This window comes from Agrobacterium sp. LEGMi-208b (genome assembly GCF_059511785.1).
In genome coordinates this window covers 229132-255515 of sequence record NZ_CM183446.1, presented here as the reverse complement: position 1 = coordinate 255515, position 26384 = coordinate 229132, and the positions used below count along the sequence as shown (strand labels likewise).

The 26384-nt window shown below is 60.2% G+C and carries 26 protein-coding genes; 16 read left to right on the top strand and 10 right to left on the bottom strand.

Annotated elements, in window-relative coordinates; genetic code table 11:
- The first annotated feature begins 40 nt into the window (after positions 1-40).
- The 3 genes from AC5YUO_RS15960 to AC5YUO_RS15950 all read left to right on the top strand — a co-directional run bounded on the left by AC5YUO_RS15960 (position 41) and on the right by AC5YUO_RS15950 (position 1940).
- Positions 41-736 carry a tellurite resistance TerB family protein gene (locus tag AC5YUO_RS15960; protein WP_404504522.1) on the top strand — a complete coding sequence of 232 codons (696 nt, stop codon included), beginning with the start codon at positions 41-43 and terminating at the stop codon, positions 734-736.
- Between the two features lie 285 nt (positions 737-1021).
- A complete protein-coding gene (locus tag AC5YUO_RS15955) occupies positions 1022-1708 on the top strand; it encodes a GNAT family N-acetyltransferase (protein WP_496155908.1) in 687 nt (228 codons plus the stop codon).
- Positions 1701-1940 carry a hypothetical protein gene (locus AC5YUO_RS15950; RefSeq protein WP_496155907.1) on the top strand — a complete coding sequence of 80 codons (240 nt, stop codon included), beginning with the start codon at positions 1701-1703 and terminating at the stop codon, positions 1938-1940. Before AC5YUO_RS15955 ends, AC5YUO_RS15950 begins: the two co-directional genes overlap by 8 nt.
- Here the strand turns inward: AC5YUO_RS15950 and AC5YUO_RS15945 are convergent.
- From AC5YUO_RS15945 to AC5YUO_RS15935, 3 genes are all read right to left on the bottom strand, one after another.
- Positions 1937-2986, bottom strand: coding sequence for a nickel/cobalt transporter (locus AC5YUO_RS15945; RefSeq protein WP_496155906.1), 1050 nt, complete (start codon positions 2984-2986; stop codon positions 1937-1939). The two genes, AC5YUO_RS15950 and AC5YUO_RS15945, sit on opposite strands and share 4 nt — an antisense overlap.
- Positions 2980-3621: a DUF1007 family protein gene (locus AC5YUO_RS15940; protein ID WP_496155905.1), complete on the bottom strand. Its 642-nt coding sequence runs from the start codon at positions 3619-3621 to the stop codon at positions 2980-2982. The genes AC5YUO_RS15945 and AC5YUO_RS15940 overlap by 7 nt, the downstream gene beginning before the upstream one ends.
- Positions 3622-3728: 107 nt before the next feature.
- Positions 3729-4907 (bottom strand): hypothetical protein, encoded by a 1179-nt coding sequence (locus AC5YUO_RS15935; protein ID WP_496155904.1) that lies wholly within the window; start codon positions 4905-4907, stop codon positions 3729-3731.
- Positions 4908-5177: 270 nt separating this feature from the next.
- On the opposite strand from AC5YUO_RS15935, the gene AC5YUO_RS15930 reads away from it, so the two are divergent.
- On the top strand, positions 5178-5465 hold the full coding sequence (locus AC5YUO_RS15930) for a hypothetical protein (protein ID WP_004433441.1): 288 nt from the start codon (positions 5178-5180) through the stop codon (positions 5463-5465).
- Positions 5466-5860: 395 nt separating this feature from the next.
- Positions 5861-7042: an MFS transporter gene (locus AC5YUO_RS15925; protein ID WP_496155903.1), complete on the top strand. Its 1182-nt coding sequence runs from the start codon at positions 5861-5863 to the stop codon at positions 7040-7042.
- Positions 7043-7269: 227 nt separating this feature from the next.
- Here the strand turns inward: AC5YUO_RS15925 and AC5YUO_RS15920 are convergent, their stop codons facing one another.
- From AC5YUO_RS15920 to AC5YUO_RS15910, 3 genes are all read right to left on the bottom strand, one after another.
- Positions 7270-8262, bottom strand: coding sequence for a WD40 repeat domain-containing protein (locus AC5YUO_RS15920; protein ID WP_496155902.1), 993 nt, complete (start codon positions 8260-8262; stop codon positions 7270-7272).
- Positions 8263-8654: 392 nt separating this feature from the next.
- Entirely contained in the window at positions 8655-9773 is a 1119-nt protein-coding gene (locus AC5YUO_RS15915) for a CobW family GTP-binding protein (RefSeq protein WP_059758487.1), read from the bottom strand.
- Positions 9774-9886: 113 nt separating this feature from the next.
- Positions 9887-10687, bottom strand: a complete 801-nt coding sequence (locus tag AC5YUO_RS15910; RefSeq protein ID WP_496155901.1) for a creatininase family protein — start codon at positions 10685-10687, stop codon at positions 9887-9889.
- 79 nt (positions 10688-10766) lie between these two features.
- Between AC5YUO_RS15910 and AC5YUO_RS15905 the strand changes: the two genes are divergently transcribed.
- The 8 genes from AC5YUO_RS15905 (at position 10767) to AC5YUO_RS15870 (ending at position 20234) form a co-directional block, all read left to right on the top strand.
- Complete coding sequence (locus AC5YUO_RS15905) at positions 10767-11276, top strand: MarR family winged helix-turn-helix transcriptional regulator (protein WP_496155900.1); 510 nt, start codon at positions 10767-10769, stop codon at positions 11274-11276.
- 133 nt (positions 11277-11409) lie between these two features.
- A complete protein-coding gene (locus AC5YUO_RS15900; RefSeq protein WP_400812680.1) occupies positions 11410-12432 on the top strand; it encodes a LacI family DNA-binding transcriptional regulator in 1023 nt (340 codons plus the stop codon).
- Between the two features lie 461 nt (positions 12433-12893).
- The gene (locus tag AC5YUO_RS15895; protein ID WP_496155899.1) at positions 12894-13856 is read left to right on the top strand and encodes a 2-hydroxyacid dehydrogenase; all 963 of its coding nucleotides are present in this window, start codon (positions 12894-12896) and stop codon (positions 13854-13856) included.
- A gap of 316 nt (positions 13857-14172) precedes the next feature.
- Positions 14173-14802, top strand: coding sequence for an NAD(P)H-dependent oxidoreductase (locus AC5YUO_RS15890; protein ID WP_496155898.1), 630 nt, complete (start codon positions 14173-14175; stop codon positions 14800-14802).
- 368 nt (positions 14803-15170) lie between these two features.
- Positions 15171-16211, top strand: coding sequence for a methionine ABC transporter ATP-binding protein (locus tag AC5YUO_RS15885; RefSeq protein WP_496155897.1), 1041 nt, complete (start codon positions 15171-15173; stop codon positions 16209-16211).
- Entirely contained in the window at positions 16201-16869 is a 669-nt protein-coding gene (locus AC5YUO_RS15880) for a methionine ABC transporter permease (RefSeq protein ID WP_121691811.1), read from the top strand. Before AC5YUO_RS15885 ends, AC5YUO_RS15880 begins: the two co-directional genes overlap by 11 nt.
- A gap of 33 nt (positions 16870-16902) precedes the next feature.
- Complete coding sequence (locus tag AC5YUO_RS15875) at positions 16903-17682, top strand: MetQ/NlpA family ABC transporter substrate-binding protein (protein ID WP_003505446.1); 780 nt, start codon at positions 16903-16905, stop codon at positions 17680-17682.
- Positions 17683-17990: 308 nt separating this feature from the next.
- Positions 17991-20234, top strand: a complete 2244-nt coding sequence (locus AC5YUO_RS15870) for a putative bifunctional diguanylate cyclase/phosphodiesterase (RefSeq protein ID WP_496155896.1) — start codon at positions 17991-17993, stop codon at positions 20232-20234.
- A 154-nt stretch (positions 20235-20388) separates the two neighbouring features.
- Here the strand turns inward: AC5YUO_RS15870 and trhO are convergent, their stop codons facing one another.
- Positions 20389-21333 (bottom strand): oxygen-dependent tRNA uridine(34) hydroxylase TrhO, encoded by a 945-nt coding sequence (gene trhO, locus AC5YUO_RS15865; protein WP_496155895.1) that lies wholly within the window; start codon positions 21331-21333, stop codon positions 20389-20391.
- Between the two features lie 183 nt (positions 21334-21516).
- On the bottom strand, positions 21517-22203 hold the full coding sequence (locus AC5YUO_RS15860; protein WP_496155894.1) for an HAD family hydrolase: 687 nt from the start codon (positions 22201-22203) through the stop codon (positions 21517-21519).
- Between the two features lie 410 nt (positions 22204-22613).
- Between AC5YUO_RS15860 and minC the strand changes: the two genes are divergently transcribed.
- The 3 genes from minC to minE are packed head-to-tail and all read left to right on the top strand — an operon-like array spanning position 22614 to position 24451.
- The gene (minC, locus tag AC5YUO_RS15855; RefSeq protein WP_400812673.1) at positions 22614-23342 is read left to right on the top strand and encodes a septum site-determining protein MinC; all 729 of its coding nucleotides are present in this window, start codon (positions 22614-22616) and stop codon (positions 23340-23342) included.
- 36 nt (positions 23343-23378) lie between these two features.
- Complete coding sequence (gene minD / locus AC5YUO_RS15850; RefSeq protein WP_400812672.1) at positions 23379-24194, top strand: septum site-determining protein MinD; 816 nt, start codon at positions 23379-23381, stop codon at positions 24192-24194.
- A complete protein-coding gene (gene minE / locus AC5YUO_RS15845; protein ID WP_020809474.1) occupies positions 24191-24451 on the top strand; it encodes a cell division topological specificity factor MinE in 261 nt (86 codons plus the stop codon). The genes minD and minE overlap by 4 nt, the downstream gene beginning before the upstream one ends.
- Before the next feature lie 41 nt (positions 24452-24492).
- Here minE and AC5YUO_RS15840 read toward each other — a convergent pair whose 3' ends face one another.
- Positions 24493-25395 carry an amino acid ABC transporter substrate-binding protein gene (locus AC5YUO_RS15840; protein WP_496155893.1) on the bottom strand — a complete coding sequence of 301 codons (903 nt, stop codon included), beginning with the start codon at positions 25393-25395 and terminating at the stop codon, positions 24493-24495.
- A gap of 70 nt (positions 25396-25465) precedes the next feature.
- On the bottom strand, positions 25466-26359 hold the full coding sequence (locus AC5YUO_RS15835) for an amino acid ABC transporter substrate-binding protein (RefSeq protein WP_496155892.1): 894 nt from the start codon (positions 26357-26359) through the stop codon (positions 25466-25468).
- Positions 26360-26384: the final 25 nt, after the last annotated feature.

Here is a 26384-nt window from a genome sequence, read left to right as displayed (position 1 = left end):
CCTATCTCCCCTGTAGATTTGACCTCTACAGGAGATTTTGATGTTCGACGCCAAGAAGCTTCTTGAACAATTCCTCGGCTCGCAGGTGCCGGGCCTTTCGGGAAGCGTCCGTGACAGAGCCGGGCAGGCCGCCGATATCGCCAAGAACAATCCCCTGAAGGCCGGCGCGCTCGCCGCCGCCATTCTGGGCACCAAGACCGGCCGCAAGCTCGCCGGCAATGTCGCCACCATCGGCGGTGTCGCCGCCATCGCCGGCCTCGGTTACCTCGCCTACAAAAATTACAAATCCGGCCAGGCGCCTGAAGCCGCGCCGAAACCCGAGCCGGAGCTTCTCGCGCCGCCGGCTGACTCCGCCTTCCATCCGCAATCGCCAGCCCTTTCCAATGATTTTGCGCTGAAGCTCATTCAGGCGATGATCGCCGCCGCCAAGGCGGACGGTCATATCGATGAGAAGGAGCGCGCCAATATCATGGACAAGGTGCAGGTCTCCGGCCTCGATACCGAAGCCGAGCGTTTCCTGGAAAAAGAACTGGCCGATCCGCTGGATATCGACGCACTGGTGGCAGCCGCGCGCACGGAAGAGCAGAAGGTGGAGCTCTATACTGCTTCGCGGCTTGCGATCGAGGCCGATACGCGGGCGGAGCGGGGGTATCTCGATCTTCTCGCCGGGCGGCTTGGGTTGCCGGATGCGCTGGTGGATCACATTGAAGCTACGGTGGTGGCGGCGAAGGTTTGAGGTAGGCGTTTAGCCTCGGCGGCTGTGGTTCACCCCCCTCTGCCCTGCCGGGCATCTCCCCCACAGGTGGGGAGATCGGCAAGACGCTCTTTCACCACTTCCTTCTTGAATGTTGAGATAGGCGGGACTTCGCCGCAGGTCGATCTCCCCCCTTGTGGGGGAGATGCCCGGCAGGGCAGAGGGGGGTGAGCCACACCCACCAGGCCCACCGCATCCCACCCCACATGCACTGTTGTCATCCCGCCCCGCTTGCCCTAATCCTTCTCCCAGCAAATGGGGAAGAGAATGCGCGATCTGAGTGATTTTAGGGGATGTCCGCCGCCGCAGCCGGTGGTGCTGAAGGGCCGTTACGTGACGGCGGAGCCGTTCGATCGCGAAAAACATCTCGCAAGGCTCTGGGCCGCACTTGGCGGCGAGGGCACCAATGCGCTGCTCAAATATTTCCCGCAAAGCGCCTTTCCCGATGCCGATGCCTTTGGTGACTGGCTCATCGGCGCCGGCCAGAAGCTCAACTGGGTCACGCTGGTCTTCGTTGAAAATACCACCGGCGATATCGTCGGCATGGCGAGCTATATGCGGCCCGATCCCGCCAATGGCGTGGTCGAGGTCGGTTCCGTCGCCCATGGTGCGAAGATGAAGCGCTCGCCGCTTGCGACAGAGGCCCATTACCTGATGGCGAAACATGTGTTCGAGGATTTGGGTTATCGCCGCTACGAGTGGAAATGCCACAATGAAAACGAGCCCTCCAAGATCACGGCGAAGCGTTATGGCTTCACCTTCGAGGGCGTCTTCCGCCAGCATATGATCTCGAAGGGACAAAATCGCGATACGGCGTGGTTTTCGATGATCGACGGCGAATGGCCGCTGATCGGCAAGGCCTTCGAAGCCTGGCTTTCGCCGGAGAATTTTGCGGCCGATGGGGCGCAGAAGCGCAAGCTTGAGGATATTCGCGCGGAGCTTGCCAATGCCTGAAAAGCCAACGCCTGAAAAGCAGACCCCGGGAAAAAAAGACTGGTCGCCGGCCATCGCCGCCGCGCTCATCATCGTCGGCTTCGGGCTCGTCTTCTTCGTCATGCCGAAGATCATGCTGTGGCTGGGCGATTATTCGCCCTGGCTCGCTGCTGCCTTCGGCACGGTGGCGGTGTTGTGTTTTTTCCTGCTGTTCTGGCTGCGCGCCCGTTACCAGCGTCGCCGTGACGGTTAGAGTTGAAGCGACGCGCCGAGCAGCAACAGCCCCATGATGAGCACGAACAGCGCACCGGCGATCTCGATCGCATGGCTGATGCCGGCCGCCCTGCGGCTGCCGAGGCCGGCGAAACGCACGGCGAGGCCTTTTGCCGAGACGGCCATGATGGCGAGAGCCGACACGGTTATGGCGGTGCCGAGCGACATGGCGAGGACGGAAAGCACGCCGCCGAGATAAAGCCCGTTCAGAAGCGCGAAGCTCATGACGATGATTGCGCCCGAGCAGGGTCTTAGCCCCACCGCGATGATGGCCGACCATGCCTCGTGCAGGCTGAAGTTATTTCCCTTCAGCAGCATCGGATCCGGCGCATGGGATTTGCCGCAGGCGGCGCAGAGATCGCCCGTGCCATCATGGTCGTGATCGGCAAAAACCGGCTTGCCCTGAAAACGGAGACCCGTGCCCATGCCGGTGGTTCTGCCGGTCGTGGTTTCGCCTGCCGGCGCGAAAACGGCGACCGGCTCGCGCCGGATGCGCAGCGACCACAGTTTTCGCACCAGCAGCCAGGCGCCGAACAGCGCCACCATGGCGAAGCTGGCGATCTCCATCGCCTGCGTCGCCTTCGTCATGGTAATCGAGGTGCCGCGCAGCACGAGCCAGGCCGCACCGACAAGGCCGATGGCGACTGCGCCCTGAATGAGCGCCGAGACGAAGGAAATGAGAATGCCGCGTTTCAGCTGCGTTTCATTGGCGATCATATAGGACGAAATGACCGCCTTGCCGTGGCCGGGGCCGGCGGCGTGGAAAACGCCATAAGCAAAGGAGAGGCCGATCAGCGAGCTGAGCGCCCAGCCATCCTCGCGCATCGCCTTCAGCGCACCGGTCAGGGCGCGATAGAACATCTGCTGGTGCACGTTGATCCATTGCATCAGCGGCGCGAAGGGGCCGCCGACGGAAAAGGAAGGCTCGGCCGAGCCGATGCCGAGCGGCGATTGCGCATGGGCCGCACCGGCCACGGCAATGAGACCGATGGCGACGGCGAAGAGGCCGACCCTGCGGCTCAGCATGTCACCTCCAGTCGGGTGGCGAAGAGCTTGGTCATGTCGGTGCCGGTCGGATCGTTAAAAAAGGCGTCGGTGAGCGTGCCCTGGTTCTGCGAGATCACCTCGTCGGGATCGGGACGGACGATATGATGTTTGCAGGCATTCAGGTCCTTGCCCTGCGTGGCGATATCGCCGTCCTTGGCGAAATCGATCGCCGTATACATGGTCGGATCCCAGGCGCCGAAGCTGAGCTTGCCCTTGATCGCTAAAGGCTTGGTCGGCTTCACGGAGAAGAACATCAGGATCTGCTGGTCCTTATAGTCCACGTGAATGGCCTCGGGCTTCCCAAACTCCACCGGTTTTCCATTGGCGGTAATGAAGGTGTAATAGGAATATTCGGCGAGCGATTCCAAGACGGTGTTGCCGATTTCGGCCAGTTCGTCCTTGTCGAGCTTCAGATCGCTGTTCTTGTCGTAATCCATCACCACGCTTGCCGAGAACATCTCGTCGAAACGCCAGATGTTGCGCACTTCCTGAACGGTGCCGTTCGGTCCCTCGACGATTTCCATGCGGGCTTCGGCAAAGATATGCGGATGCGCCGCCGCCACGACGGGAACGCAGGCAAGGCCGGCCGCGAGGAGCAAAAAGCGTCTGTTCATTATCCGGTCTGTCCTGCCTTCGAATCTGGAAGGCCCGACTCTAGCAGAAATTGGGACCGAATTTCGACCTGATGCGTCCGATCCTTCGCGCGGGCTGACACTAAATTTCAGAAGGTGCCGCTGAAGCGCGAGGTGATGCTGGAGCCGTCATAGGCAAGATCGGTATCGCGCTCGCCATGCAGTAGGCGGTTGAACTCCACTTCCAGCTTGCTGTTCTTGCCGGTATCGAAGGAAAGCGTCGCGACCAGCCGGCGCTCGCTGCTGTCGTAATTATAATAGATCCAGTCCTTGTGGACGCGGTGCAGCGCAAGATCGAGCCCGACCTTTTCGGTGAGCCTGCTTTTCATGACGAATTGAAAGCGACGATGGAATTCGGCAATCGGATCATCCGGATCGAAAAGCGCATAATCCTGCGAAAAACCAAGGCCGAAGGCGATGCGCTCGGTGGCCTTCACCTCGGCTTCGGCCCGCAGATAGGGGCGGGTGCGCTTTACCTTGTCGCTGATCTCATCGCCGGAAATGGATGTGAAGCCCGCTTCGGCCAGAACCGCGAAACGGTCGGAAAACTTGTAGCCATAGGCCAGCGAGCCGCGCAGCGTGTTGGCCGGGAAACGTTCATATCTTTCCTGCTGTGCTTCAGGCACGGCGATGCGGTCATAAGCAAGCGTCAGCCCCGCCTCGCCGCCGCCGAGCGGCCGCGCATGTTCGGCCTTCAGCGATAAAAGTGCCTCGTTAGCTTCCAATCGGGTGGGCATGAAATAGGCCGGGCGGAACCGCGCCTTGCCTTTCATCAGGCTGGCGAGGCTTGCCGTCAGCGTGTTCTTGCCGCCAAGGGCGAGGATGCCAAGCTGGGAAGACGCCTCCAGCTTGTGATCCAGCTGCCGGTAACCAATGTCTTCTTCCGGCAGGTGCAGGAAAATATCGCCGGCATCGCTGCGGGTGCCGCGCAGCTCGAGGGCCCATTCCAGCTTTTCGGAAAATCGTTTCGTCAGCCCCAGTGCCGCGATGGTGTTATGCTCATTGGCGAAACGGTAGCGGGGCAGGCGAACCTCTTCCTGCTCCAGCGAATAACGCAGTTCCGCCCCTTCCAGCGCGATCTTGCCATTGAGCCCGAAGCCGGCGCGCAGCGAAATCGCGCTCAGCCGGTTGGTGTCGGCGAAATAATTGCTGTCATAAACAATGCCGGATTTATAGGTGACATTGTGCTCATCGGCCTTTTCCCCCGCCCGCGCGCCGCAGGCGCAGGCAAGCCCGAGAACAAGCGCGATATATCCCCCCAGCCGCATTCGCATCTCCGGTCGCTAATTAAGCAATATCTTATATTTGGGTGGTTAATAAAGTTTCCCGCGCCGTTTTACTGTCGCGGGGCGAGTGCTGGTCGGCAATGTTTGAATAAGGGGTGCAAGGGCGAAGGCGTGATAGGTAAAATTTGATTAAAATCACAAGTATTAGTGTTAATCGTTTATTGTAATATTAGCCTTTGCTTGAATTAGAATCCTCTAAATATACAGTTCAATTACGCCAGATGGCGTGATCAAACAAAAGAGGAGAGAGAAATGATTGCAAAGTTCGCTTGTGTAGCCGCTATTCTTACTGTCGCTTCCGTTGGTCAGGCCAATGCGGGCGGTCTTCTGGGAGGCATCCTGTCCGGCAACAGCAACAAGGGCGGCGCCCTTGTCGTCGTCTCGCCGAGCATCGATCTTGGTGTCAGCGGCATCCTGTCCAATAACGGGATTCTGAACGGCAACAAGACCGGCATTCTGAACGGTGTGCTGAACGGCAACAAGACGTCCGTCGATGTCATCGACAACAAGAATGACGGCGGCAAAAAGCGCCGGCACTAACTGAAACGTGGAACGGGATGGCGAAACCATCGGGCTTTTCTCCATCCCGCTCCAACGAAACAGCTCGAAAATCATCAGGGATTTTCGACGCAGACGATGCGCGCAGCGCATAAGCCGGCAATGATCCCCGAGTTGCGTGTGTTTGACGCATGGCGTTTTCGGCAAGAACAAACGGCGCATCGCATGACTGGAAGGGGGCCTCGCGGCCCTCTTTTTTTGTCCGTTTTCCCCATGACCTTACAAATCGAGCCTATTTCCGGGTGAAAAGAGACGACGTGCTTTCTTCGGGAATGAAACCGTATTTGGCTCTATGAACAGGCTTGAACAGCAGGCCGTTTTGGTGTGATGGTGGTCGCCGTCATTCCATCCCGCCTCCCAGCCTTCAGTCGATTCCCATGCTACAAAAAAGCACCGCGCCGGGCGCTTTCGATCGTCAGGCCTATATGATTGCCCTGCTGGTTTTTATTGCCGGCAGCACCAATGCGGCCGTTGTGCCGTTTATCGGCTTCTACATTATCCAGGTACTCGGCCATCCGCCGGCGACGGTCGGGTTTTACAGCGTGACGGCGGCACTGGCCTCGATTATCGCCAGCCGTGTTTATGGCGAGCGTGTCGATGCCGGGGTGCGGGTGAGGCCGCTGTTGATACTTTCCGTGTTCGGCGCTTTTGTCGCGGCCGCTGCGGCGAGTTTCGGACATCTGGCGCTGCTGGTGGCGATAACGGCGACCGGTATGGGGCTTTCCAACGCCGCCAGCACACTCATTTTCAGCTACGGCCGCTATCATGGCCGGGTGAGGGCACTGGATACAGCGGCCTATAACGCCTTTTTGCGGACAATGGTGTCGCTGGCATGGATGCTGATTCCCGCCGCTGCCTATCTGATCTTCGACCTTGCCGGCGCGAAAGCCGTGTTCGTGAATGCCATGCTGATGGCGGTCATCTGGGGCGTGCTTGCCCTTGCGGTGGTGCCGCGGGACCAGACCAGCCCGATGGAGCGGCGGGCAGAAAGTGACGGCGATACAGGGCGCAACCTGCCGCTGCTTCTGGCGGCGGCGGCCAGCTTCTGCATGTCTTTCGCCCATGCCCTGTGCGCCTCGGCGCTACCGATATTTCTGGTGCGCGAGGTCGGCCTGCCGGATTACGTGCCGGGCCTGTCGCTCAGTGTCAAATGCGCCATGGAGGTTCTGTTCATCCTGCTTGCGCCGCGAATGATGCGCCGCTTCAGCGCCCGCCTGCTTCTTGGCGTCTCGGCGGTAATGGCGATCATCGCCTTCAACGTCATCGCCTCGGTCACCACATTGCCGGCCATGATCGCGGGTGCGGCGCTGGAAGGTGCCTATTACGGGCTTTGCGCCGGCACCTGCCTCACCTTCGTGCAAGGTTTCGCACGCGGCCGCACTGCCCGTGCGACGGCGCTCTATATGAATTCGATCTTCCTCGCGGCGCTTTTTGCGGTGCCGCTGATGGGGTTCGTGTCGCAATATGCGAGTTTCGGCGCCTCGATCCGGCTTGCTTCGGTGGGGGCCGGGGCGGCGTTGCTGCTCTTGTTTCTCACGCGGCGGCAGGTGGGGGAGTAGGGTATTGCAGGGGGCGGCAATCTTGCACAAAGGCTTGTCTGACGGCGACATAGCGGACGACCCTCATTCCTGTGCTTGTCACAGGAATCCAGTCGACGCGCGTCTGCGCGGCGGGAGAGTCCTTTCAGCCCAAGGACTTGGGCTGGCTGGATTCCTGTGACAAGCACAGGAATGAGGGAAGGGAGATTGGCGTTGGAATGAGTGGCCGCCACGCGACCGACCAGCCCTCACGCCGAAATATCGATGATCCCGCAATCCCCCGCTTCTGACGCGAAGGCCAGCAACTTGCCGGTGGCGCTCCAGTCCATGCCGGTAATGGCGCCCTTGCCGGGGCGGCGCAGCAGGGCTTCCTTGCCGTCCGCGAGCCTGACGCCGAGGATCATGCCGTCGATGAAACCGATGGCGAGCACGTCTTCCACGGGGTGGAAGGCGACATTGGTGGCCATGATGTTGGCGCGGCTGCCGAGTTCTTCCGGGGCCTTGCCCATCGGGCCGTCCTTGCCGGCAAACGGCCAGACGATGGCGGCCGGCGCGCCTGATGAGGCGAGCCATTTGCCCTTTGCCGACCAGGAAACGGATTTGACCTTTGCAGGGTAACCCGTCATGCGCATGTGGCGGGCTTCCATGCCGCCCTTGGTGGCTTCCATCTTCCAGCCGTGCAGGGCGTTTTCCTGCATGGTGGTGACGAGGAACTTGCCGTCGGGCGAGAAGGTGACGCCGGTATGGGCGCCCTTCCATTCCAGATCGACGGGATCGCCTGATGTCGCCACCCAGTGCAATGTGACGCCGTTATAACGGGCAACGGCAATGCGCAGGCCTTTCGGCGCAAAGGCGATTGCCTCCACCGTGCGCTCTTCCTTGAATTCCTTGACCGTGCCGTCCGAAAGCCGCACGAAGCTGGACTTGCCGACGCCATAAGCGACCGCTTTCTGCGGCCCGCCGGCCACGACGCCCACCCATTTGCGCGGCACGTTGGCGATTTCGCTGATGCTGCCGTCATGACCGATGCGCAGCACGCGACCGTCCTCGCCACCGGAAAGCAGGGTGGCGCTATAAGGGTCGCGCACGCAGGTCAGAAGCCCGTCATGCGCCTGCGTCACCTTCTCGCCGCCATCCAGCCGGTGAATGGTGCCGGCGGCGGTGGCAAACAGTGGAATGTCGCCGAGAAAATGGGTCGAGACCACGTGGCCTTCGATATCAAGCGGGGCAACAGTCGGCATGGGGTATCGGTCTTTCGTATCTGTGTCGGATAGGGCGACGATGTCGACCCCGGCGGCAGGCATGGTTCTAAAGCATTTCCGGCAAAAGCGGAACCGCTTTTACATTCGGACGATTCGTGAAATCAAGGAGATAGACCGCTCTGTCGTCGAGGAATCCACGGTGTACGGCATCATGATTTTACAGGACGGTGCATCTCCCTGTCCCTCATTCCTGTGCTTGTCACAGGAATCCAGCCGACGCGCGTCTGCGCGGCGGGAGGGCTCTTTTCAGCCCAAGGACTTGGGCTGGCTGGATCCCTGTGACAAGCACAGGGATGAGGGGCAGTGAGCGCATCCGAATGACGGACGCGGCGGCACCTCGGCTCAGGGCCTGGGTGCCGGAGGGATAAGGATCAGGCCGTCGCGAGGCAGGCGTTGAAGCTCTTTTCCAGCTTCTCGCGGTCCAGTTCGCGGCCGATGAAGACGAGGCGGCTTTCGCGCTTTTCGTCTTCCTTCCAGGGGCGCTGGTGGTCGCCCTCGATGATCATGTGCACGCCCTGCACCACGTAACGTTCCGCGTCGCCCTTGAAGGCGATGATGCCCTTGAGGCGCAGAATGTTCGGGCCATCGGTCTGGGTGACCTTCTGGATCCACGGGAAGAACCGCTCGGGGTTCATCTCGCCGCCGCGCAGCGAGACCGACTGCACCGTCACGTCATGGATCGGCGACACCGCGCCATGGTGGTGATGGTCGTGCCCATGGTCATGATCGTGGTGATGATGCCCGTGATCGTGGTCATGGTCGTGATGATGGTGGTCATGATCGTGGTGGTGATGGTCGCAATCGGGGCCGCAGACGTGGTCGTCATGGCCGTGCTCGAGGAAATGCGGATCGTTTTCGAGCGCGCGCTCCAAATTGAAGGCGCCCTGATCGAGAACCCGGGCGAGATCGACGCCTGAACGCGTCGTCTTGTAGATGCGGGCGGAAGGATTGATGGCGCGCACGATATCCTCGATGCGGGCGACTTCCTCCGGCGAAACGAGATCGGTCTTGTTGACGACGACGACATCGGCAAAGGCGATCTGGTCTTCGGCCTCGCGGCTGTCCTTCAGGCGCAGCGGCAGGTGCTTGGCGTCAACGAGGGCAACGACCGCGTCAAGCTCGGTCTTGGCGCGCACGTCGTCATCCATGAAGAAGGTCTGGGCGACGGGCACCGGGTCGGCAAGGCCTGTCGTCTCGACGATGATGCCGTCAAAGCGGCCGGGACGGCGCATCAGGCCTTCCACGACGCGGATCAGGTCACCGCGCACCGTGCAGCACACGCAGCCATTGTTCATTTCGTAGATTTCTTCATCGGACTCGACGATCAGATCGTTGTCGATGCCAATCTCACCGAATTCATTGACGATGACAGCGTATTTCTTGCCGTGGTTCTCGGAGAGAATGCGGTTGAGAAGCGTCGTTTTGCCGGCGCCGAGATATCCCGTCAGGACTGTGACTGGAATGGGCTTGGCTATAGCTGTTTCGGTCATGGAAAACCCCGCGTGGAGAGAGGCGTGATGGCCTCAGGAAGATGTGTCGTCGTCCATATAGGCGCGACGTCCTGGCAGTTCAAAGAGATTTTGGCCGAATTCGGCCACGTCACTCAAATTTTGTTATGAAATAACGTTATGTCAAAAGCGTGGACATCTTCAAGCAGTTCGACAAGGCCGTTTACGGCATGGGAAATGAGGCTTTCGCCCTTTTCCGCTGTCGCGGCGGCGGCGTTTCCGGCAACGCCGTCGGGGTTCAGATCGCTCATCAGCCAGCCGAAGGCATGCGGGCCATAGGCGCGCAGGTGTTTGAAGCGGCTGGCGAAATCGCTCTGGCGGGACGGGAAGTCGGCGGCCTTTTGCATTGCCACGAGTTCGGGGTGAAGCGCCAGCATGACCGATGTCTCGATATCGCCGCCATGAATATCGGTCGCCTTGTCCTCCGGTTTCACAATATCGGCCGGCACGCCGAAACGGGTCCAGCTGGTGGCGACCGCCAGCATGCCGAAACGGGCGCGAGCCTCGGTGGCGACGATGGTCATCAGCGGTGAATTGCCGCCATGGGCGTTCAGCATCACGAATTTGCGCACGCCCTTTTCATGTTCGGCCTGGGCGATGCCGAGCCAGCGCTCGATGGCTTCGTCGTATCGCAGCGTCTTCGTGCCCGGCACATTCATGTGTTCGATGGAATATCCGACCGGTTCCGCCGGCAGGAAGGAGACGGGCAGATGGCCGGGCAGGGCGGCGGCAAGGCGGGCGACGATGCCTTGCGCAATCAGCGTATCGGTCTCGAAGGGCAGGTGCGGCCCATGTTGTTCATGCGCCCCGAGCGGCAGCACAGAAATTGCACCTGTTGCGCGAAGATGCGGGTCTGTTACGTTTTCGTCGTGATAATGCGTGTATGAGTTTGGCATCTGGCAGTCCGCGCGTGCATTCGTTAAGGATTTCCAGCAACATATATCGGTTCCGCCACAGGGTAAAAGGCACTCGCATATGAGCAAGGACAAAACCGGGCATAAGGACAAAAGCGCCAAGAAAGAAAAGGGCGGCAAAAAAACAAAGGACGCCAAAAAACGGGATGAGAATTTCAACCCCGAGGAACTGGCGCAGTCCATCACCCAGGCCGCCCGTTCCATGCGCACGGCGCTGAGCCACAGCCTTGCCGAAAGCGGGCTTTACGCGGGCCAAGACGGCGTCATCCTGGCGCTGGCGCAGGAAGGCAGCCTCACGCCGGGCCAGATCGCCCAGAAGCTTGGCGTCAAGGCACCGACGATGACACGCACCATCGGCCGCATGGAAGCCCAGGGTTTCGTGGAACGCAGCGGTGACGACGAGGATGGCCGCGTGACGCTGGTGAAGCTGACGGAAGCAGGCCTCAAAAGCGTCGAGCATATCAATATTTCGATTGCCGATTGTGGTGCACGGGCCGTAGAGGGGCTTTCAGCCAAGGATGTGCGAAACATCGTTAAACTTCTGAAGGCCATAGACGCAAATCTTCAATAATTTTGTTGAAATTTTTAAAAGAGCCGTCGGTTTTGCGGGTATTCCTTAAACGGGTTGCGGATTTTGTTTAAATTGTTTAATTGCAATTTAAACGGAGACATCCGTCACTGACATGCGTTTGGGGAGGAATGCCGTGGCCCAAAAGGTCAAACTGTCTACGATTGCCGAAAGCCTCGGTCTTTCGACCGCCACCATTTCTCTTGCATTGCGCGATAGCCCGCTGGTTGCCTCAGACACGCGGGACAAGATCAAGGAGCAGGCGCGGGCGCTGGGTTATATCTATAACCGCCGCGCCGCCAGCCTGCGCACCTCGCGCTCCGGCATTGTCGGCGTGGTGTTCCATGATGTGATGAACCCGTTTTATGGCGAAATTCTCAAGGCCATCGAAACCGAGCTGGACCGCAGCCGCCAGACCTTCATTCTTTCCAACCACTATGATTCGGTGGAGAAACAGCGCACCTTCATCGAAACGCTGCTGCAGCTCGGCTCGGACGGCATCATAATGTCGCCGGCCATTGGCACGCCGATCGAGGACATGACGCTGGCCGAAGAAAACGGCATGCCCGCCATTCTGGTGGCCCGTTCCATGGATGGCGTCGACATGCCGACCTATCGTGGCGACGACAGCTACGGCATTTCGCTGGCCACCAATCACCTGATCAGCCTCGGCCACCGCACCATCGCCATGGTTGGCGGCACCGACCAGACCTCGACCGGACGCGACCGTTATCAGGGTTACGTCAATGCGCTGCGCAAGGCCGGCATCGAGGTCGATCCGAACCTGCGCATTCCCGGTCCGCGTTCCAAGCAGGGCGGTTTCGAGGCGGCCGTGCATTTCCTGTCGCTGCCGCAGAAGCCGACTGCCGCCGTCTGCTGGAACGATCTCGTCGCCATCGGTCTCATGAACGGCATTTCCCGCGCCGGTCTGGTGCCGGGTGTCGATATTTCCGTCACTGGCTACGACGATCTGGAAGAGGCTGCGATTGCCACCCCGGCGCTGACCACCGTTTCCAACGGGCAGGCCGAGGTCGGGCGTCTGGCGGCCCGCGCGCTGCTGGACAGGCTGGCGGGCAGCCATGAGCCGGATGGTATTCACCTCATCAAGCCGGAAATGCGCATCCGGCAATCGACAGGGCCGGTGCGGCCGCGGGTGTGAGCTCGTTTGCGATTCTGAGCCGGCTGACCGTGCGCCCATAATCGTCCGCAGCGTTCCCTTCCTCCGTCATGCCGGCCTTGAGCCGGTATCCAGCCAGCCCAAGTCCTTGGGCTGAAAGGACTCTCTCGCCGCGCAGACGCGCGCCGGCTGGATTCCGGCTCAAGGCCGGAATGACGAGCTATATGTTTCCTACCTTCTGGTCGCCTTCTCGATTCAAACCGGACAGGGTGGACCGGATCCGGCATGACGACCTTGCAAGTGCCGCAAAGAAACGGCTTGACGGTGAGGGGCGCTTAAAAAAATCGACATGAAACTTCCGTCTGCCCCCATAGCATCCCCTTATTGCCCTTTTCATGGCTGCCGTAGTTTGAAAAGATCGCCCTCCAGAGGAGTGGGATGGCGAAAAGTTCGCCTGAAACCCGCTCCGGCTATCGGAATGTTATCAGGAGGAATATCCGCTCATGTCTGACAAAAAGGCCGTCGTTCTCGTTCCCGGCAAGATAAACCCGCGCGTTCTCGAGCGCCTCGAAGGCAAGGTCGAGATCGTAACCGTGCCTGCCGGTGCCGAGCCGGTTCTGCCTGATGGTGCGGCGGAGCGCATCAATGCCATTGCCGTTTCCGGCGTCGTGAATGCCAAATGGATCGATGCGCTGCCGAAGCTCGAGATCATCGCCAATTTCGGTGTGGGTTATGATGGCGTCGATGCCAAACATGCCGCCACGCGCGGCATCGTGGTGACGAATACGCCCGACGTTTTGAATGACGAGGTGGCCGATACGACGATTGCGCTTTTGATCAACACCGTGCGCCGTCTCTATCAGGCCGAGACCTGGCTGCGCGATGGCAAATGGGTTGGTGAAGGTCCGTTTGCGCTGTCGCCGTTTTCGCTGCGTGGCCGCAAGGTGGGTCTCTTTGGCATGGGCCGCATCGGGCAGGAAATCGCCAAGCGGCTGGAACCCTTCAAGGTGGAAATCGGATACCACACCCGCAGCAAGCGGGATGGCCTCTCTTACACCTATTACGGCTCGCTGAAGGAGATGGCGGAAGCCGTCGATATACTGATCTGCATCGTGCCCGGCACGCCGGAAACGCACAAAGCGATCAATACCGAAATCCTGACGGCGCTTGGGCCTGAGGGCGTGTTCATCAATGTCGGACGCGGCTCCAGCGTCGATGAGGATGCGCTTCTGCAGGCACTTGAGAGCGGTGCCGTGGGTGCTGCCGGTCTCGATGTGTTTTATGCCGAGCCGAAGGTACCGGAAGCCTTCCTGTCGTTGCCGAATGTCTCCCTGCTGCCGCATGTCGCTTCCGCCTCTGTCCCGACGCGTAACGCCATGGCCGATCTGGTGGCCGACAACATTCTCGGCTGGTTCAGGGATGGCACGGTGCTGACGCCGGTGCCGGAAACGCCGGTCAAGGGATGACACGAGGGGCCCGAGGGCTGCCGTGAGGGCAGCCTTCGACCGCTCGCCGGGGCTGGCTTCTCTTTCATTGCCGTCAGGCCTGCCATGATCGCTAGGCTTGATCTTGCCCCTGTCGTGCTCGGATCTAGTCCGAGGATGGCGGGAAGGAAAGTTCTGTCACCTTATTATCAGTTTTCCCAACTTTTTTCCCGGTTACCGCGCGGTGCCTGCTTGCGCCTGCCATCGTGGCCCCTATGTGAAACGGGCTACGAAGGCGTAGCGTCCGTTTCTGCCGGTCAAGGGGCAGGGCGGGCTGGTCCTCCCAGGGAAAACGAAGATGCTTATTGAAAAACTCAACTGGCGTTATGCCACCAAGAAAATGGATCCTTCCAAGGTCGTGTCGGAAGACAAGGTCGAGCGGATCGTCGAGGCGGCGCGGCTTGCCCCCACCTCTAGCGGCCTGCAGCCCTTCGAAGTGATCGTCGTCACCGATCCGGAAGTGCGCGCCAAAATCCGCGAGATTGCCTGGAACCAGGCGCAGGTGACGGATGGTTCGCATCTCCTAGTCTTTGCGGCGTGGGACAATTACACCGAAGAGCGGATCAACCACATGTTCGATCTGGTCAATGAAGAGCGCGGCATCAAGAATGAGGGCTGGGAAGCCTATCGCCAGATGCTGCTGTCCTCCTATCCGCAGCGCGACCAGCAGGTGAATTTCGAACACGCCGCCCGTCAGGCCTATATCGGCTTCGGCATGGCCGTGGCCCAGGCGGCCTTCGAGGGCGTGGATTCCACCCCGATGGAAGGTTTCGATCCCGCCAAGCTCGACGAGATTCTCGGCCTGCGCGAGAAGGGCCTGCGCTCCGTCACCATCCTGCCGCTCGGTTATCGCCAGCCGGATGGCGACGGGCTGGTGAACCTGAAAAAGGTCCGCCGCCCGGCCGATGAATTCGTCAGCCGCGTCTGATTTTACGCCGCTCGCAAAAGCTTGACTGCCGCAGGGCCGCCGAGGCGGCTTTGCGGTAGATTTTTTCTCTCTTTTCAGATAATTGAAAAAACATCCCTGTTAAAAGGTGGCGTCTGCGGGCAAGTATGCGCCATCGAATTGCCGATCCCCGGCATTTCTGAGTGAAAGCCTGACGAAATGACCCGGAAAATCAGCTGTCATCGAATGTGCCCGAAGGCTGCATGAAGAGAGCGGTTCAGCACCGCAACAGGATTTTTTGAGACCCGATCCGTCACGCATTCCCAGAGTTCACAATGAGTTTTCCATCCAGTGCGGCATCGCCCGCGCGTCAAGAACAGGCGGTCCCGGAAGGGGCGGCAAAGGAACCGATGGTCACGTTTGAAGGCGTGACCAAGACCTTTGGCGGCGCCGGCGGCAAGCCCGGCTTCGCCGCCCTTGCCGGCATCGATTACACCGTGCCGAAAGGCTCCATCACCGGCATCATCGGCCGCTCCGGCGCGGGCAAGTCCACGCTCATCCGCCTCGCCAACGGCCTTGAAAAACCCTCGACCGGTCGTGTGGTCGTCGACGGCGTCGATGTCGCGGCGCTCGACGAAAAGAGCCTGCGCACGCTGCGCCGTTCCGTCGGCATGATCTTCCAGCACTTCAACCTTTTGTCCTCGCGCACCGCTTTCGACAATGTGGCCCTGCCGCTCGAAATATCAGGCATGGGCAAGAAGGAGATCGAGACCCGCGTCGCGCCGCTGCTCGATCTCGTCGGGCTTTCGGACAAGGCAAAGCGTTATCCGGCGGAACTCTCCGGTGGCCAGAAGCAGCGTGTCGGCATTGCCCGCGCGCTCGCAACCCAGCCGAAGCTGCTCCTTTCCGACGAGGCGACCTCGGCGCTCGATCCGGAAACGACGCAGTCCATTCTCGAACTCCTCAAGCGCATCAATGCCGAACTCGGCCTCACCGTGCTGCTCATCACCCACGAGATGGAGGTGGTGAAGACCATCGCGTCGCAGGTGGCCGTCATCGACAGGGGCTTGATCGTCGAGGAAGGCACAACCTTCGACATTTTCACCGCGCCGAAACACGAGACGACCCGCAGCCTGCTGTCATCCTCTGTTGGCGTGAAGCTGCCGCACTGGGTCACTTCGGGTCTGAAGCCGCAGGCGGCGGAAGGCGACCGCGTTCTGGTACGTCTCGTCTTCTTCGGCGAAACGGCGTTTCAGCCGCTGACGGCGCGCCTCGTCGCTGAAATCGGCCCTGATGTGAACATTCTCGCCGGCACCATCGAGGAAATTTCCGGTGAGCCCTTCGGTTCGCTCGTGGTCTCCTATCCGGCCTCGGCTGAGGTCACCGCCCGCGCCAGCCGCTTTTATGCGGAAACCGGTCTTCACACGGAGGTGCTCGGTTATGTCGCCTGATATGATCTTCAACCTTCTCTTCAAGGGCCTTTGGCAGACGCTGCACATGGTTGCGGTGGCCGGCATCGTCGGTTCGCTGATCGGTGTGCCCATGGGCGTTTTCCTCGCCACCAGCGGCAAGGGCGAACTGTTTCCAGCACCGATGACCAACCGTATTCTCGGCCTCATCGTCAACGCGGCGCGCTCCACGCCCTTCATCATTCTTGTCGTGGCGATCATTCCCTTCACCCGGCTGGTGGCCGGCACGTCGATCGGCACCAGTGCCGCCATCGTGCCGCTGACGGTCGCGACCGTGCCCTTCATCGCAAGGCTGGTGGAAGCGGCGATCCGCGAGGTGGACAAGGGCCTGATCGAGGCCGCCCGCGCCATGGGCGCGACGCCGTTGCAGATCGTCACCAAGGTGCTGCTTGCCGAAGCCAAACCCGGCATCACGCTGGCGCTCACGCTCACGCTGGTCAGCCTCATCGGTTATTCGGCCATGGTCGGCGCGGTCGGCGGCGGCGGGCTGGGCGATCTTGGCATCCGCTACGGTTACCAGCGCTTCATGCCTGATGTGATGCTGGCCGTGGTTCTGGTGCTGATCGTGCTGGTGCAGCTGGTGCAGAGCGCCGGCGACCGGCTGGCGCGCAGCTTCGACAAGCGGACCCGCAAGAATTAACTGCCTTTATAATAACAACCCAAGGAGACACCCATGAAGAAACTCATCCTCGCGGCTTCGCTCGCCGCTCTCTTCACCGCCGGACAGGCGCTGGCGGAAACCATCAAGATCGGCGTCACCCCCGCCGAACACGCGCAGATCATGGAGCAGGTGAAGAAGATCGCGGCCGCCAAGGGCCTCGATATCGATATCATCGAATTCTCCGACTATGTCGTGCCGAACCAGGCGCTGGCCGATGGTGAGCTGCAGGCCAACTCCTTCCAGCACCAGCCTTACCTCGACAACCAGATCGCTGACCGCAAGTTCGATCTCGTCAGCGTCGGCACCACCATCACCACCCCGATGGGCGTTTATTCCAAGAAGGTGAAGAGCCTTGACGAGCTGAAGGACGGCGCAACCGTCGGCATTCCGAACGACCCGACCAATGGCGGCCGCGCGCTGCTGGTTCTCGCTTCCAAGGGTGTCCTCAAGGTCAAGGAAGAGGCCGGCCTGAAGGTAACGCCTGCCGACATCACCGAAAACCCGAAGAATATCCAGATCGTCGAACTCGACGCCGCCCAGCTGCCGCGTTCGCTTGACGATACCGACGCTTCGGTCATCAACACCAACTATGCGACGGCTGCCGGCCTGAACCCGAAGAAGGACGCCATCGCCATCGAAAGCGAAAAGTCCCCTTACGCGAACGTCATCGCCGTTCGTGCGCAGGACAAGGACAAGCCATGGGTGAAGACGCTGGTTGAATCCTACCAGAGCCCGGAAGTGAAGGCCTTCATTCTGGAAAAGTACAACGGCACGGTCATCCCGTCCTGGTAAGCCGTTCCGGCTCTAGATCAGGATGATTTTAGGCCGGACCGGCCTGAAATCTGAATACTGATCTAAATCATATGATGAGACCGGGATTTAGGGCGAAAACCGCTTACACTTTTCGCCATCCCGGTCTAAAAAATCACGGCCTCTCCCGTTCGCGGGGGAGGTTTTTTGTTTTCCGGGCCGGTGCAAATCCGCCTTCCATGAAAAAATCTGGTATTTACGGGAAGAATTTTTCAGTGTCTCTGGCGGACTACCGTTTTATACCCGTATTTTTTTGGGGCGTGGTCGCGACGCGGTTTAACCGCTTCTGAATGTTTCCTTCGGAAGATGATGCTTTCGAAGGGGATTTTATGCGGATTGCGCCGCGAAACATCGGGGATTATTTGCCGGTCGGGCGCAGAACCGCCGTGGGCGTGGTATTGTCCACCTTCGCGCTGGTGCTTCTCATCGTCACCGCGCTGGTTTTGTCCGCCCTCAGCCAGGTGCGGGAAAAGGCGAATCTGCTCGACAATGCCCGTTCGCGCGAGACGACGGCGGGCGCGCTCGTCACCTTTCGCGAACAGCTCGGCGCGACGCTGAATGACTATGCCGCCTGGGATGATGCCGCCGAATATGTCTATGCCCCTGATCGTTTCGATTGGGTGGCAAGCAATTACGGCGACATGACGGTCAATAACGATCTTTTCGACACCGCCGTGGTCATCGACGAGGATGGCAATGTCCGCATGGCCTATCAGAACGGCAAGCCGGTCAAATGGGCGTATGACACGTATTTTTCCGGCGGGTTGAGGGAGATGGTCGAGCGCGTGCGGGCCATGCGGCCCGGCGTCACCTCGCAGGTCACGGGTTTCGTCAAAACCGCAGACGGCATTGCCGCAGCCGGTGTGGCACTGGTGCGGCTGAAATCCGGGGTACTGCCGGCGGTCGGCGCGGAGCGGCGATATCTGGTTTTCGCCCGTCATCTCCAGCGGGCGACGGTGGACAAGCTTGCCCGCAATTACGTCATCGACGGTCTGGAGCTGCACTATGGCGACGGGCCTGCCGCCAATCATGTTGATATCGTCAATCCGCTGGGGGAGGTGTTGGCGCGGCTGGTTTGGCGCTCGCATCTGCCCGGAGATGTCAGCTTTCACGAGGCGCGGCCGGTCGTCTTCACCGCGCTTGGCATTGCCGGCACGTTTTTTCTGGTGCTGCTCATCATCGGTTCGGCCACGCTTGACCGGCTGAAGGCGGATGAGGCGGCGGCGCGGGAGGAGGCATTCCGCGACCGGCTGAGCGGGCTCAGCAACCGCGCCGGGCTCTTCGCCAGGCTGAACCGCATGGTCGACAAAGCCCGTCACGACAAGACGGATATCAAGCTGCTTTATCTCGATCTCGACGGCTTCAAGGAGATCAACGATTCCTACGGCCATGCCGCCGGCGACCGGCTGATCAAGGGCGTGGCGGCGGCGCTCAGGGTGCTGGTGCCGGAAGGCGCGGTGCTGGCGCGGCTCGGCGGCGATGAATTCGCCATTGCCGTGCAGGGTAACGATGTCTGGACAGAAGGGCGCAAGCTCTGCCTGGCGCTTCTGGAACTCTTCACCGAACCCTTCAGTATCGGGGAGCGTGTGGCAAGCATCGGCTGCAGCATCGGCACATCGATCTCGCGGGCCGGCGATATCAACGGCGAAGAACTGCTGCGCCGCGCGGATATGGCCATGTATCAGGCCAAGGAGAATGGACGCGGGCGTTACGTTTCCTATGAGTTGAAGATGGATGCGCTGCGCGAAGAGAAACTGCAGCTCGAGGCGGATCTCCGCTCCGCCATCCTGAACGACGAGATAAAGGTGGTCTATCAGCCCGTCGTCAGCGCCGCCACGCGCTGCATCACCGGGGTGGAGGCGCTGGCCCGCTGGCAGAGGCCGGGCTATGGCTTCGTGCCGCCGGACATCTTCATCGCCGCCGCCGAAACCAGCGGTCTTATCGACCGGCTTGGCCTTCTCGTCCTGCACAAGGCCTGCGAGACGGCGCGGCAATGGCCGTCCATCAAGCTGTCGGTGAATATCTCGCCCGTGCAATTCCGCAACCCGGCTTTCTCGGGCCATGTGGCGGATATTCTCGAGGCGACGCAGACGCCGCCGGAAAGGTTGCGGCTGGAGATGACGGAAGGTTATTTCATCCAGCATCCGGAGCGGGCGAGTGCCGCCATCGACAAGCTGAAGCAGCTCGGCCTGCATATCGCGCTCGACGATTTCGGCGCCGGCTTCGCCAGCGTCGGATATCTGCGCCGCTTCGGTTTCGACCGCATGAAAATCGATCGCTCGCTGATCATGGCGCTCGACAAGGGCGGCCGGTCGCTGGAAATGCTGCAGGCCACCGTGGCGCTGGCGAAATCGCTCGATATTCCGGTCACGGCCGAGGGTGTCGAGACGGAGGAGCAGGCCGCCATCCTGCATCTGTGCGGCTGCGATGAATTGCAGGGTTACCTGTTCTCGAAACCGGTTGCGGCGGAAGAGATCGCTGGCATGCTGGACGGACAGGACGCACCGCTCTTTGCGTTGCGGGCAGGGGCGTGAGTGATTTGAACTCCGTCACCCCGGACTAGATCCGGGGTCCAGCGCGATCAAGTCCTTGATCGCGAAAGACTCCTCTCACGGCGCGGACGCGCCGTGGCTGGATGCCGGATCTAGTCCGGCATGACGGAGAGGAAAATGGGCTGCCGACCCGGGCTTACCGCCCCAGATGCCGTTCGCCGCGCTTCTTTGCCAGGTCGATCTGCTGTTGCCGGTCGCGGAAACGCTGGCGGTCCTCTTCGCTGCGGTCGTCATAGCAGCTCGGGCAGGACACGCCTTCCTCGAATTTGGGTGACAGGCGCACCTCCGGCGTGATCGGGTTGCGGCAGGCGTGGCAGAGCTGGTGGTCGCCTTCGGCAAGGCCGTGCACCACCGAGACGCGCTCGTCGAACACGAAGCAGGCGCCTTCCCAAAGGCTTTCTTCTTCCGGCACCTCTTCCAGATATTTCAGGATACCGCCCTTGAGGTGATAGACCTCGTCGAAACCCTGTTCCTTCATGAAGGCGGTGGCCTTTTCGCAGCGAATACCGCCGGTGCAATACATGGCGATCTTCGGTTTGTTGTGCAGGCCGGGATTATTCTTCACCCAGTCGGGAAATTCGCGGAAGGTTTTCGTCTTCGGATCGACCGCACCCTTGAAGACGCCGATGGCGGTCTCGTAATCATTGCGGGTATCGATGACGATGGTATCCGGGTCGGAGATCAGCGCGTTCCAGTCCCGCGGGTCGACATAGGTGCCGACGATGCGGTTCGGATCGATATCCGGCACCCCCATGGTGACGATCTCTTTCTTGAGCTTCACCTTCAGCCGCACGAAAGGCATGTGCGAGGCGCGGCTTTCCTTGTGCTCCAGTGCCGCAAATTCCGGCTGGGCACGCAGGAAGGAGAGCACCGCGTGAATGCCCGCATCCGGCCCGGCAATCGTGCCGTTGATGCCTTCGGCGGCAAGCAGCAGCGTGCCTTTGACGCCGTTTTTCTGGCAGAGATCAAACAGCGGCTCACGCAGGCTCTCGAACCGCGGCAGGCGGGCGAAATGATAAAGCGCGGCCACAAGGAAATCACCAGAGACTTCCGGGCGGGGGAGAATGGTCGTGTCGGTCATGGGCGCTGAAATACAGCGACGGCGGCCGCAAAGCAATATTTATCAGCGGATCGCGGTATTTTGAAAATCGTCAAGTCGGGTGATTCTTGTGGCCTTCCTGCCCATTTCGCCGGGCAGGCAGACGCGACTGGCCGATTGCCGGGAGGTAGAATGACGCGCAGGCACTTGAGTGCCGGCCACTCTTCAGCCTCTGTTGTTTGTGAGCTTCAGGCCACCATTCTCGCCAGTCACCACCTCCAGCTCACCATAACCACCGATGGAAAGATGCGGCGTTTCGATCGGATGGGAATGGGTCACGTTGATGACCACTACGGCGGCCCCCATGCGTTCTCCGGCCTGGATGCCTGCGGGCGCATCCTCGAAGACGACGCAGCTTTCCGGCGCAACGCCGAGCCTTTCGGCAGCCTTCCTGTAACCTTCGGGATCTGGCTTGCCGTTGACCACATCGTCTGCACAGATCATCACGGGTGGGGGGGTGATGCCGGCCGCGGCGAGCCGGCGCTCAGCCAGTTCGCGGACTGCCGAGGTAACGATGGCCCACTTTCCCGCCGGCAAAGATGCAAGAAAGGCTGCCGCGCCAGGGATCTGAATGATGCCCTCCACATCATCCATCTCGGCTTGCAATATCATCTCCGCCTCTTCATCGACATCAAGGCCGGGAACCGCTTCGCGGCGGATGACCTCCGAGGCCCGCATGCCGTGAATGCGCTGCAGGAAAGCATTCGGCTCGATGCCGTTTGCCACGGCCCATTCCCGCCAGACGCGCTCGACGACGGCGATCGAATTGACCAGCGTTCCATCCATATCGAACAGGAAGCCCGCAAACTCTTGCGAAAATATCTGGGTCTGCGGCGGGACTTTGCTGTGCATCTCATTCTTCCGTTGGAACTGTCGTTACAACCCGTATCTACAGTATCGCGAGACATAACGGAATCGCTTTTCCATCGGTGGAGCTGGGTGGCCGGCTCACGCCCGCTCGGTACTCTTGTGCCAGAATCGGACGTATCGCGGTCCCGGCGAGTCGGGTTCACGGGGAAGGGGGGCGGTAGAGGCACGCGACTTTGAAGGGACGTCAGCCCGCTGCAAGGATGAGCTGTCATCATGGGCATTCACAAAGGCCAGAATCTCGAAAAATCAAATGGTAGCGGAGTTTTTTGAAAGTTCTGCGCGAGGATTGCCGCAAGGCTAATTTTCTTAACAGGTTCCGCCCTTTAGGGTCGGCGTTAACCATTTGTTAACCATATTCGAGGTACCTAATTGTCAACGATTTGTTTACCAAGATGACCAAAGTGCTAACAGACCAGCGTTCGATCCGTATCAAAGGCCGCTCTTTTCTCGCGGTCGTCCTGTCCCCCGAATCTCCGGTCGACCAATGGCTGGAAAGGCTCGATGATCTCGCCGCCCGTTCGGCGGGCTTCTTTCTGTCGCGTCCGGTGGTTCTGGATGTATCCGAGCTGTCGCTCGACAAGGCGGGCCTGAAGGAATTGCTGGCTGCGCTGACCGAGCGCAATGTCGGCATCATGGGCATTGAGGGCGTTCGCCCTTCGATGATCGAGCCGGGCATGCCGCCATCGCTGAAGGGTGGAAAGCCCGCTTCCGATGTCGAGGTGGAGCCGGTCGCCATCGCAGCCGAATTGCCGGAAGAAAAGCCGCGCGCTTCGGGCGAAATCCGCGCCGTTGTGCCCTCGCTGGTCATCAACGAGCCGGTGCGCTCGGGCCAGTCGATCATGTTCCCGGAGGGTGATGTCACCGTTATCGGTTCGGTCGCCTCGGGTGCGGAAATCATCGCCGGCGGGTCGGTGCATATTTACGGTGCGCTGCGCGGACGGGCCATGGCCGGTTCGCTCGGCAATGTCTCGGCACGCATCTTCTGCCGCAAGCTGGAGGCCGAGCTTCTGGCGATCGATGGCGTCTACAAGGTCGCCGAGGACATTGACGACAAGCTGCGCGGCCAGCCCGTTCAGCTGTGGTTGGAAAACGATACGATCAAGGCCGCGAAGCTCGGCTGATAACAGAGAAACAACACAGGAACAGGAGAGAGCCATATGGGGAAGGTAGTCGTTGTAACTTCCGGCAAGGGCGGGGTCGGCAAGACCACCTCGACCGCAGCGCTTGGCGCCGCATTGGCGCAGAACAAGGAGAAGGTCGTGGTTGTCGATTTTGATGTCGGCCTGCGCAATCTCGATCTCGTCATGGGTGCTGAACGCCGCGTGGTTTACGATCTCGTCAACGTCATCCAGGGCGATGCCAAGCTGACGCAGGCGCTGATCCGCGACAAACGCCTCGAGACGCTGTTCCTGCTGCCGGCCTCGCAGACGCGCGACAAGGACAATCTGACGCCGGAAGGCGTCGAATGGGTCATCAACGAGTTGAAGAAACACTTCGACTGGGTGATCTGCGACAGCCCGGCCGGTATCGAACGCGGTGCGACGCTGGCCATGCGCCATGCGGATGTGGCCGTCGTCGTCACCAACCCGGAAGTCTCCTCGGTGCGCGACAGCGACCGCATCATTGGCCTGCTCGATTCCAAGACGCTGAAGGCCGAACGTGGCGAGCGCATGGAGAAGCACCTGCTTCTGACACGTTACGATGCTTCCCGCGCCGAGCGTGGCGACATGCTGAAGGTCGATGACGTTCTGGAAATCCTTTCCATTCCGCTGCTCGGCATCATTCCTGAAAGCACGGATGTGCTGCGCGCGTCCAACGTCGGCGCACCTGTGACGCTGGCGGATGCCCGTTGCCCGCCTGCCATGGCCTATTTCGACGCTGCCCGCCGCCTCTCCGGCGAGGATATTCCGGTGGTCATTCCGGGAGAGAAGCGGGGTATCTTCTCCAAAATTTTCGCAAGGAGGGCTGCATGAGCATTTTCAGCCTGTTCCGCAAACAGAAGTCGGCACCGCTTGCGCGCGAACGCCTGCAGGTGCTGCTCGCCCACGAAAGGGCATCCTCCGGCTCCGATCTCGTCGCTATCCTCCGGGAAGAAATTCTCGGCGTCATCGCCAAACATGTGCAGATCGACAATGATCGGGTGCATGTGAAGATGGATCGCGACGAACATGTCTCCATCCTGGAGATCGATGTCGAGATTCCTCTGGGTGCCGATCTGCGCGCCGCGTAAGATATTTCTTGAAAGACGCCGCCCGCCACCGGGCGGCGTTTTTATTGTGCCGTCGTATCGGTGGGCTTTCGAAACGCCTCGGCCAGATCGCCGGGCAGCGGGCGTTTCAGGTTGATGCCGTTCGGCGGGATCGGCGCGTTGAACCATTTATCGTAGATTCTCTCGATTTCGCCGCTCGCATAGATTTGGCCGAGCGCCTCGTTGACCGCGTCCCGGAAGCCGGTATCGCCGTGCCGGAGCATCAGGCCATAGGGCTGCGGCGGGGCAAGATATTCGTTCGAAATGACGTAATCTTCCGGCCGGCCGGTTTCGGCGACGAAGGATCGCAGAAGAATATCGTCCATGACGAAGGCCGAGGCGCGGTTTTCCGTCACCATGTCGAAACTGCCCTCGGTGCTGTCATTTTGCAGAACGGCGACGTTCAGCCCCAATTTGCGATTGAGCACGTTCAGCTGGCTGATATTGATGGTCCCGGTCGTCACAACCACCGTTCGTCCGGCAAGATCGGCGACGGTGTTCAGGCCGCTCGATTTCAGCGCCACATAACGCGTGCCGGTGATGAAGTGGCTGTAGGAGAACCAGACGGCCTTGCGTCTCTCCTCCGTATTCGTGCTCGCCACGCATTCCATGTCCATCGTGCCGTCATTGAGAAGCATGATGCGGTTGCTGGGCGTGCGTTTGACGAACTCGACCTTCAGGTCCGGCAGGCCCAGCTTTCTTTTGATGGAATCCGCCACTCTCAGGCAGAGCTCAATGCTGTAGCCGATCGGCTCCGGCCCGGTGCCGAGATAAGAAAAGGGAATATTGCGGTCGGCATAACCGAGCTTGATCGTGCCGGTTCTCGCAATGGTTTCAAGCGTCGGCGGTTGGGCATTGTCGCTGGCCGCGTGAGCGGGCAGAAGACTCAGAAAAAACAACAAAAGCCATAATGTCGATCTCTGCATCGCGCATCTCCAGCCAAAATAATCCGTCAAAACATTTTCATGAAAATCGATACGGGTTGATGCCTTGCTCTCAGTCCTGGTATTCGCTCGGATGTTCGTATGCCTGTTTCAGAGAGGCGGCCATTGGCAGGTTCAGGTTCATGCCGTTCGGAGGAATGGGCTTGGTGAACCACTTTTCATAAAGGCCGTGAATGGCTGGCCCGGTGAAGATATGCTTGAGGCTTTCATTGACCGCCGTCTTGAACGCCGGATCGTTGCGCCGGAAAACCAGGCCATAGGGTTCGGGGGCGCTCAGCGTCTCCTCGGAAAGCGCATAGAGGTCCGGATTCTCTGACGTTGCCGCCAGCGCCGCGAGCAATATGCCGTCCATGACGAAGGCGGAGGCCTTGCCGGAAACCACGAGGTCGAAGGCCTCCTCATTGGTTTTCGTCGGCATCACCGAGATATTGAGGTTCTTCGCCCGGTTCACGGCATTGAGCTGCTCGATATTGACGGTGCCGGAGGCGGATGTGACCGACCGCCCGGCGAGATCGGCGAGACTTTTCAGATTGTCCTGCTTGCGGGAGAGAAACTGCGTCGCGGTCATGAAATTGGGATAGGAGAAATCCACGATCTTGCGGCGTTCGCTATTATTGGTCGTGGCCGCGCATTCAATATCGATCTGGCCGCCACGAACGAGGATGAAGCGGGTGGCGGGCGTGGCCTTGACATATTCAAGCTCGATCCGGTCGAGCTTCAGCTTCCTGCGAATATCTTCGCTGATCGCGCGACAAAGATCGGTCGAGAAACCGGTGACCTCGCCATTTGGCAATTGATAGGAAAAGGGCGGTTCGGCCTCGCGATAGCCGATGCGGATTTTTGCGGTTTTGGCAATCTGCTGAAGTGTGTCGCCTTCGTCGGCGGCCTGCAGCGCGGTAACAGGGGCAAAGCATGTGAGGAAAAGGCAAAATACTGAAAGGCGCATTTTATGTCCTTTTGGCCGGCGGCTG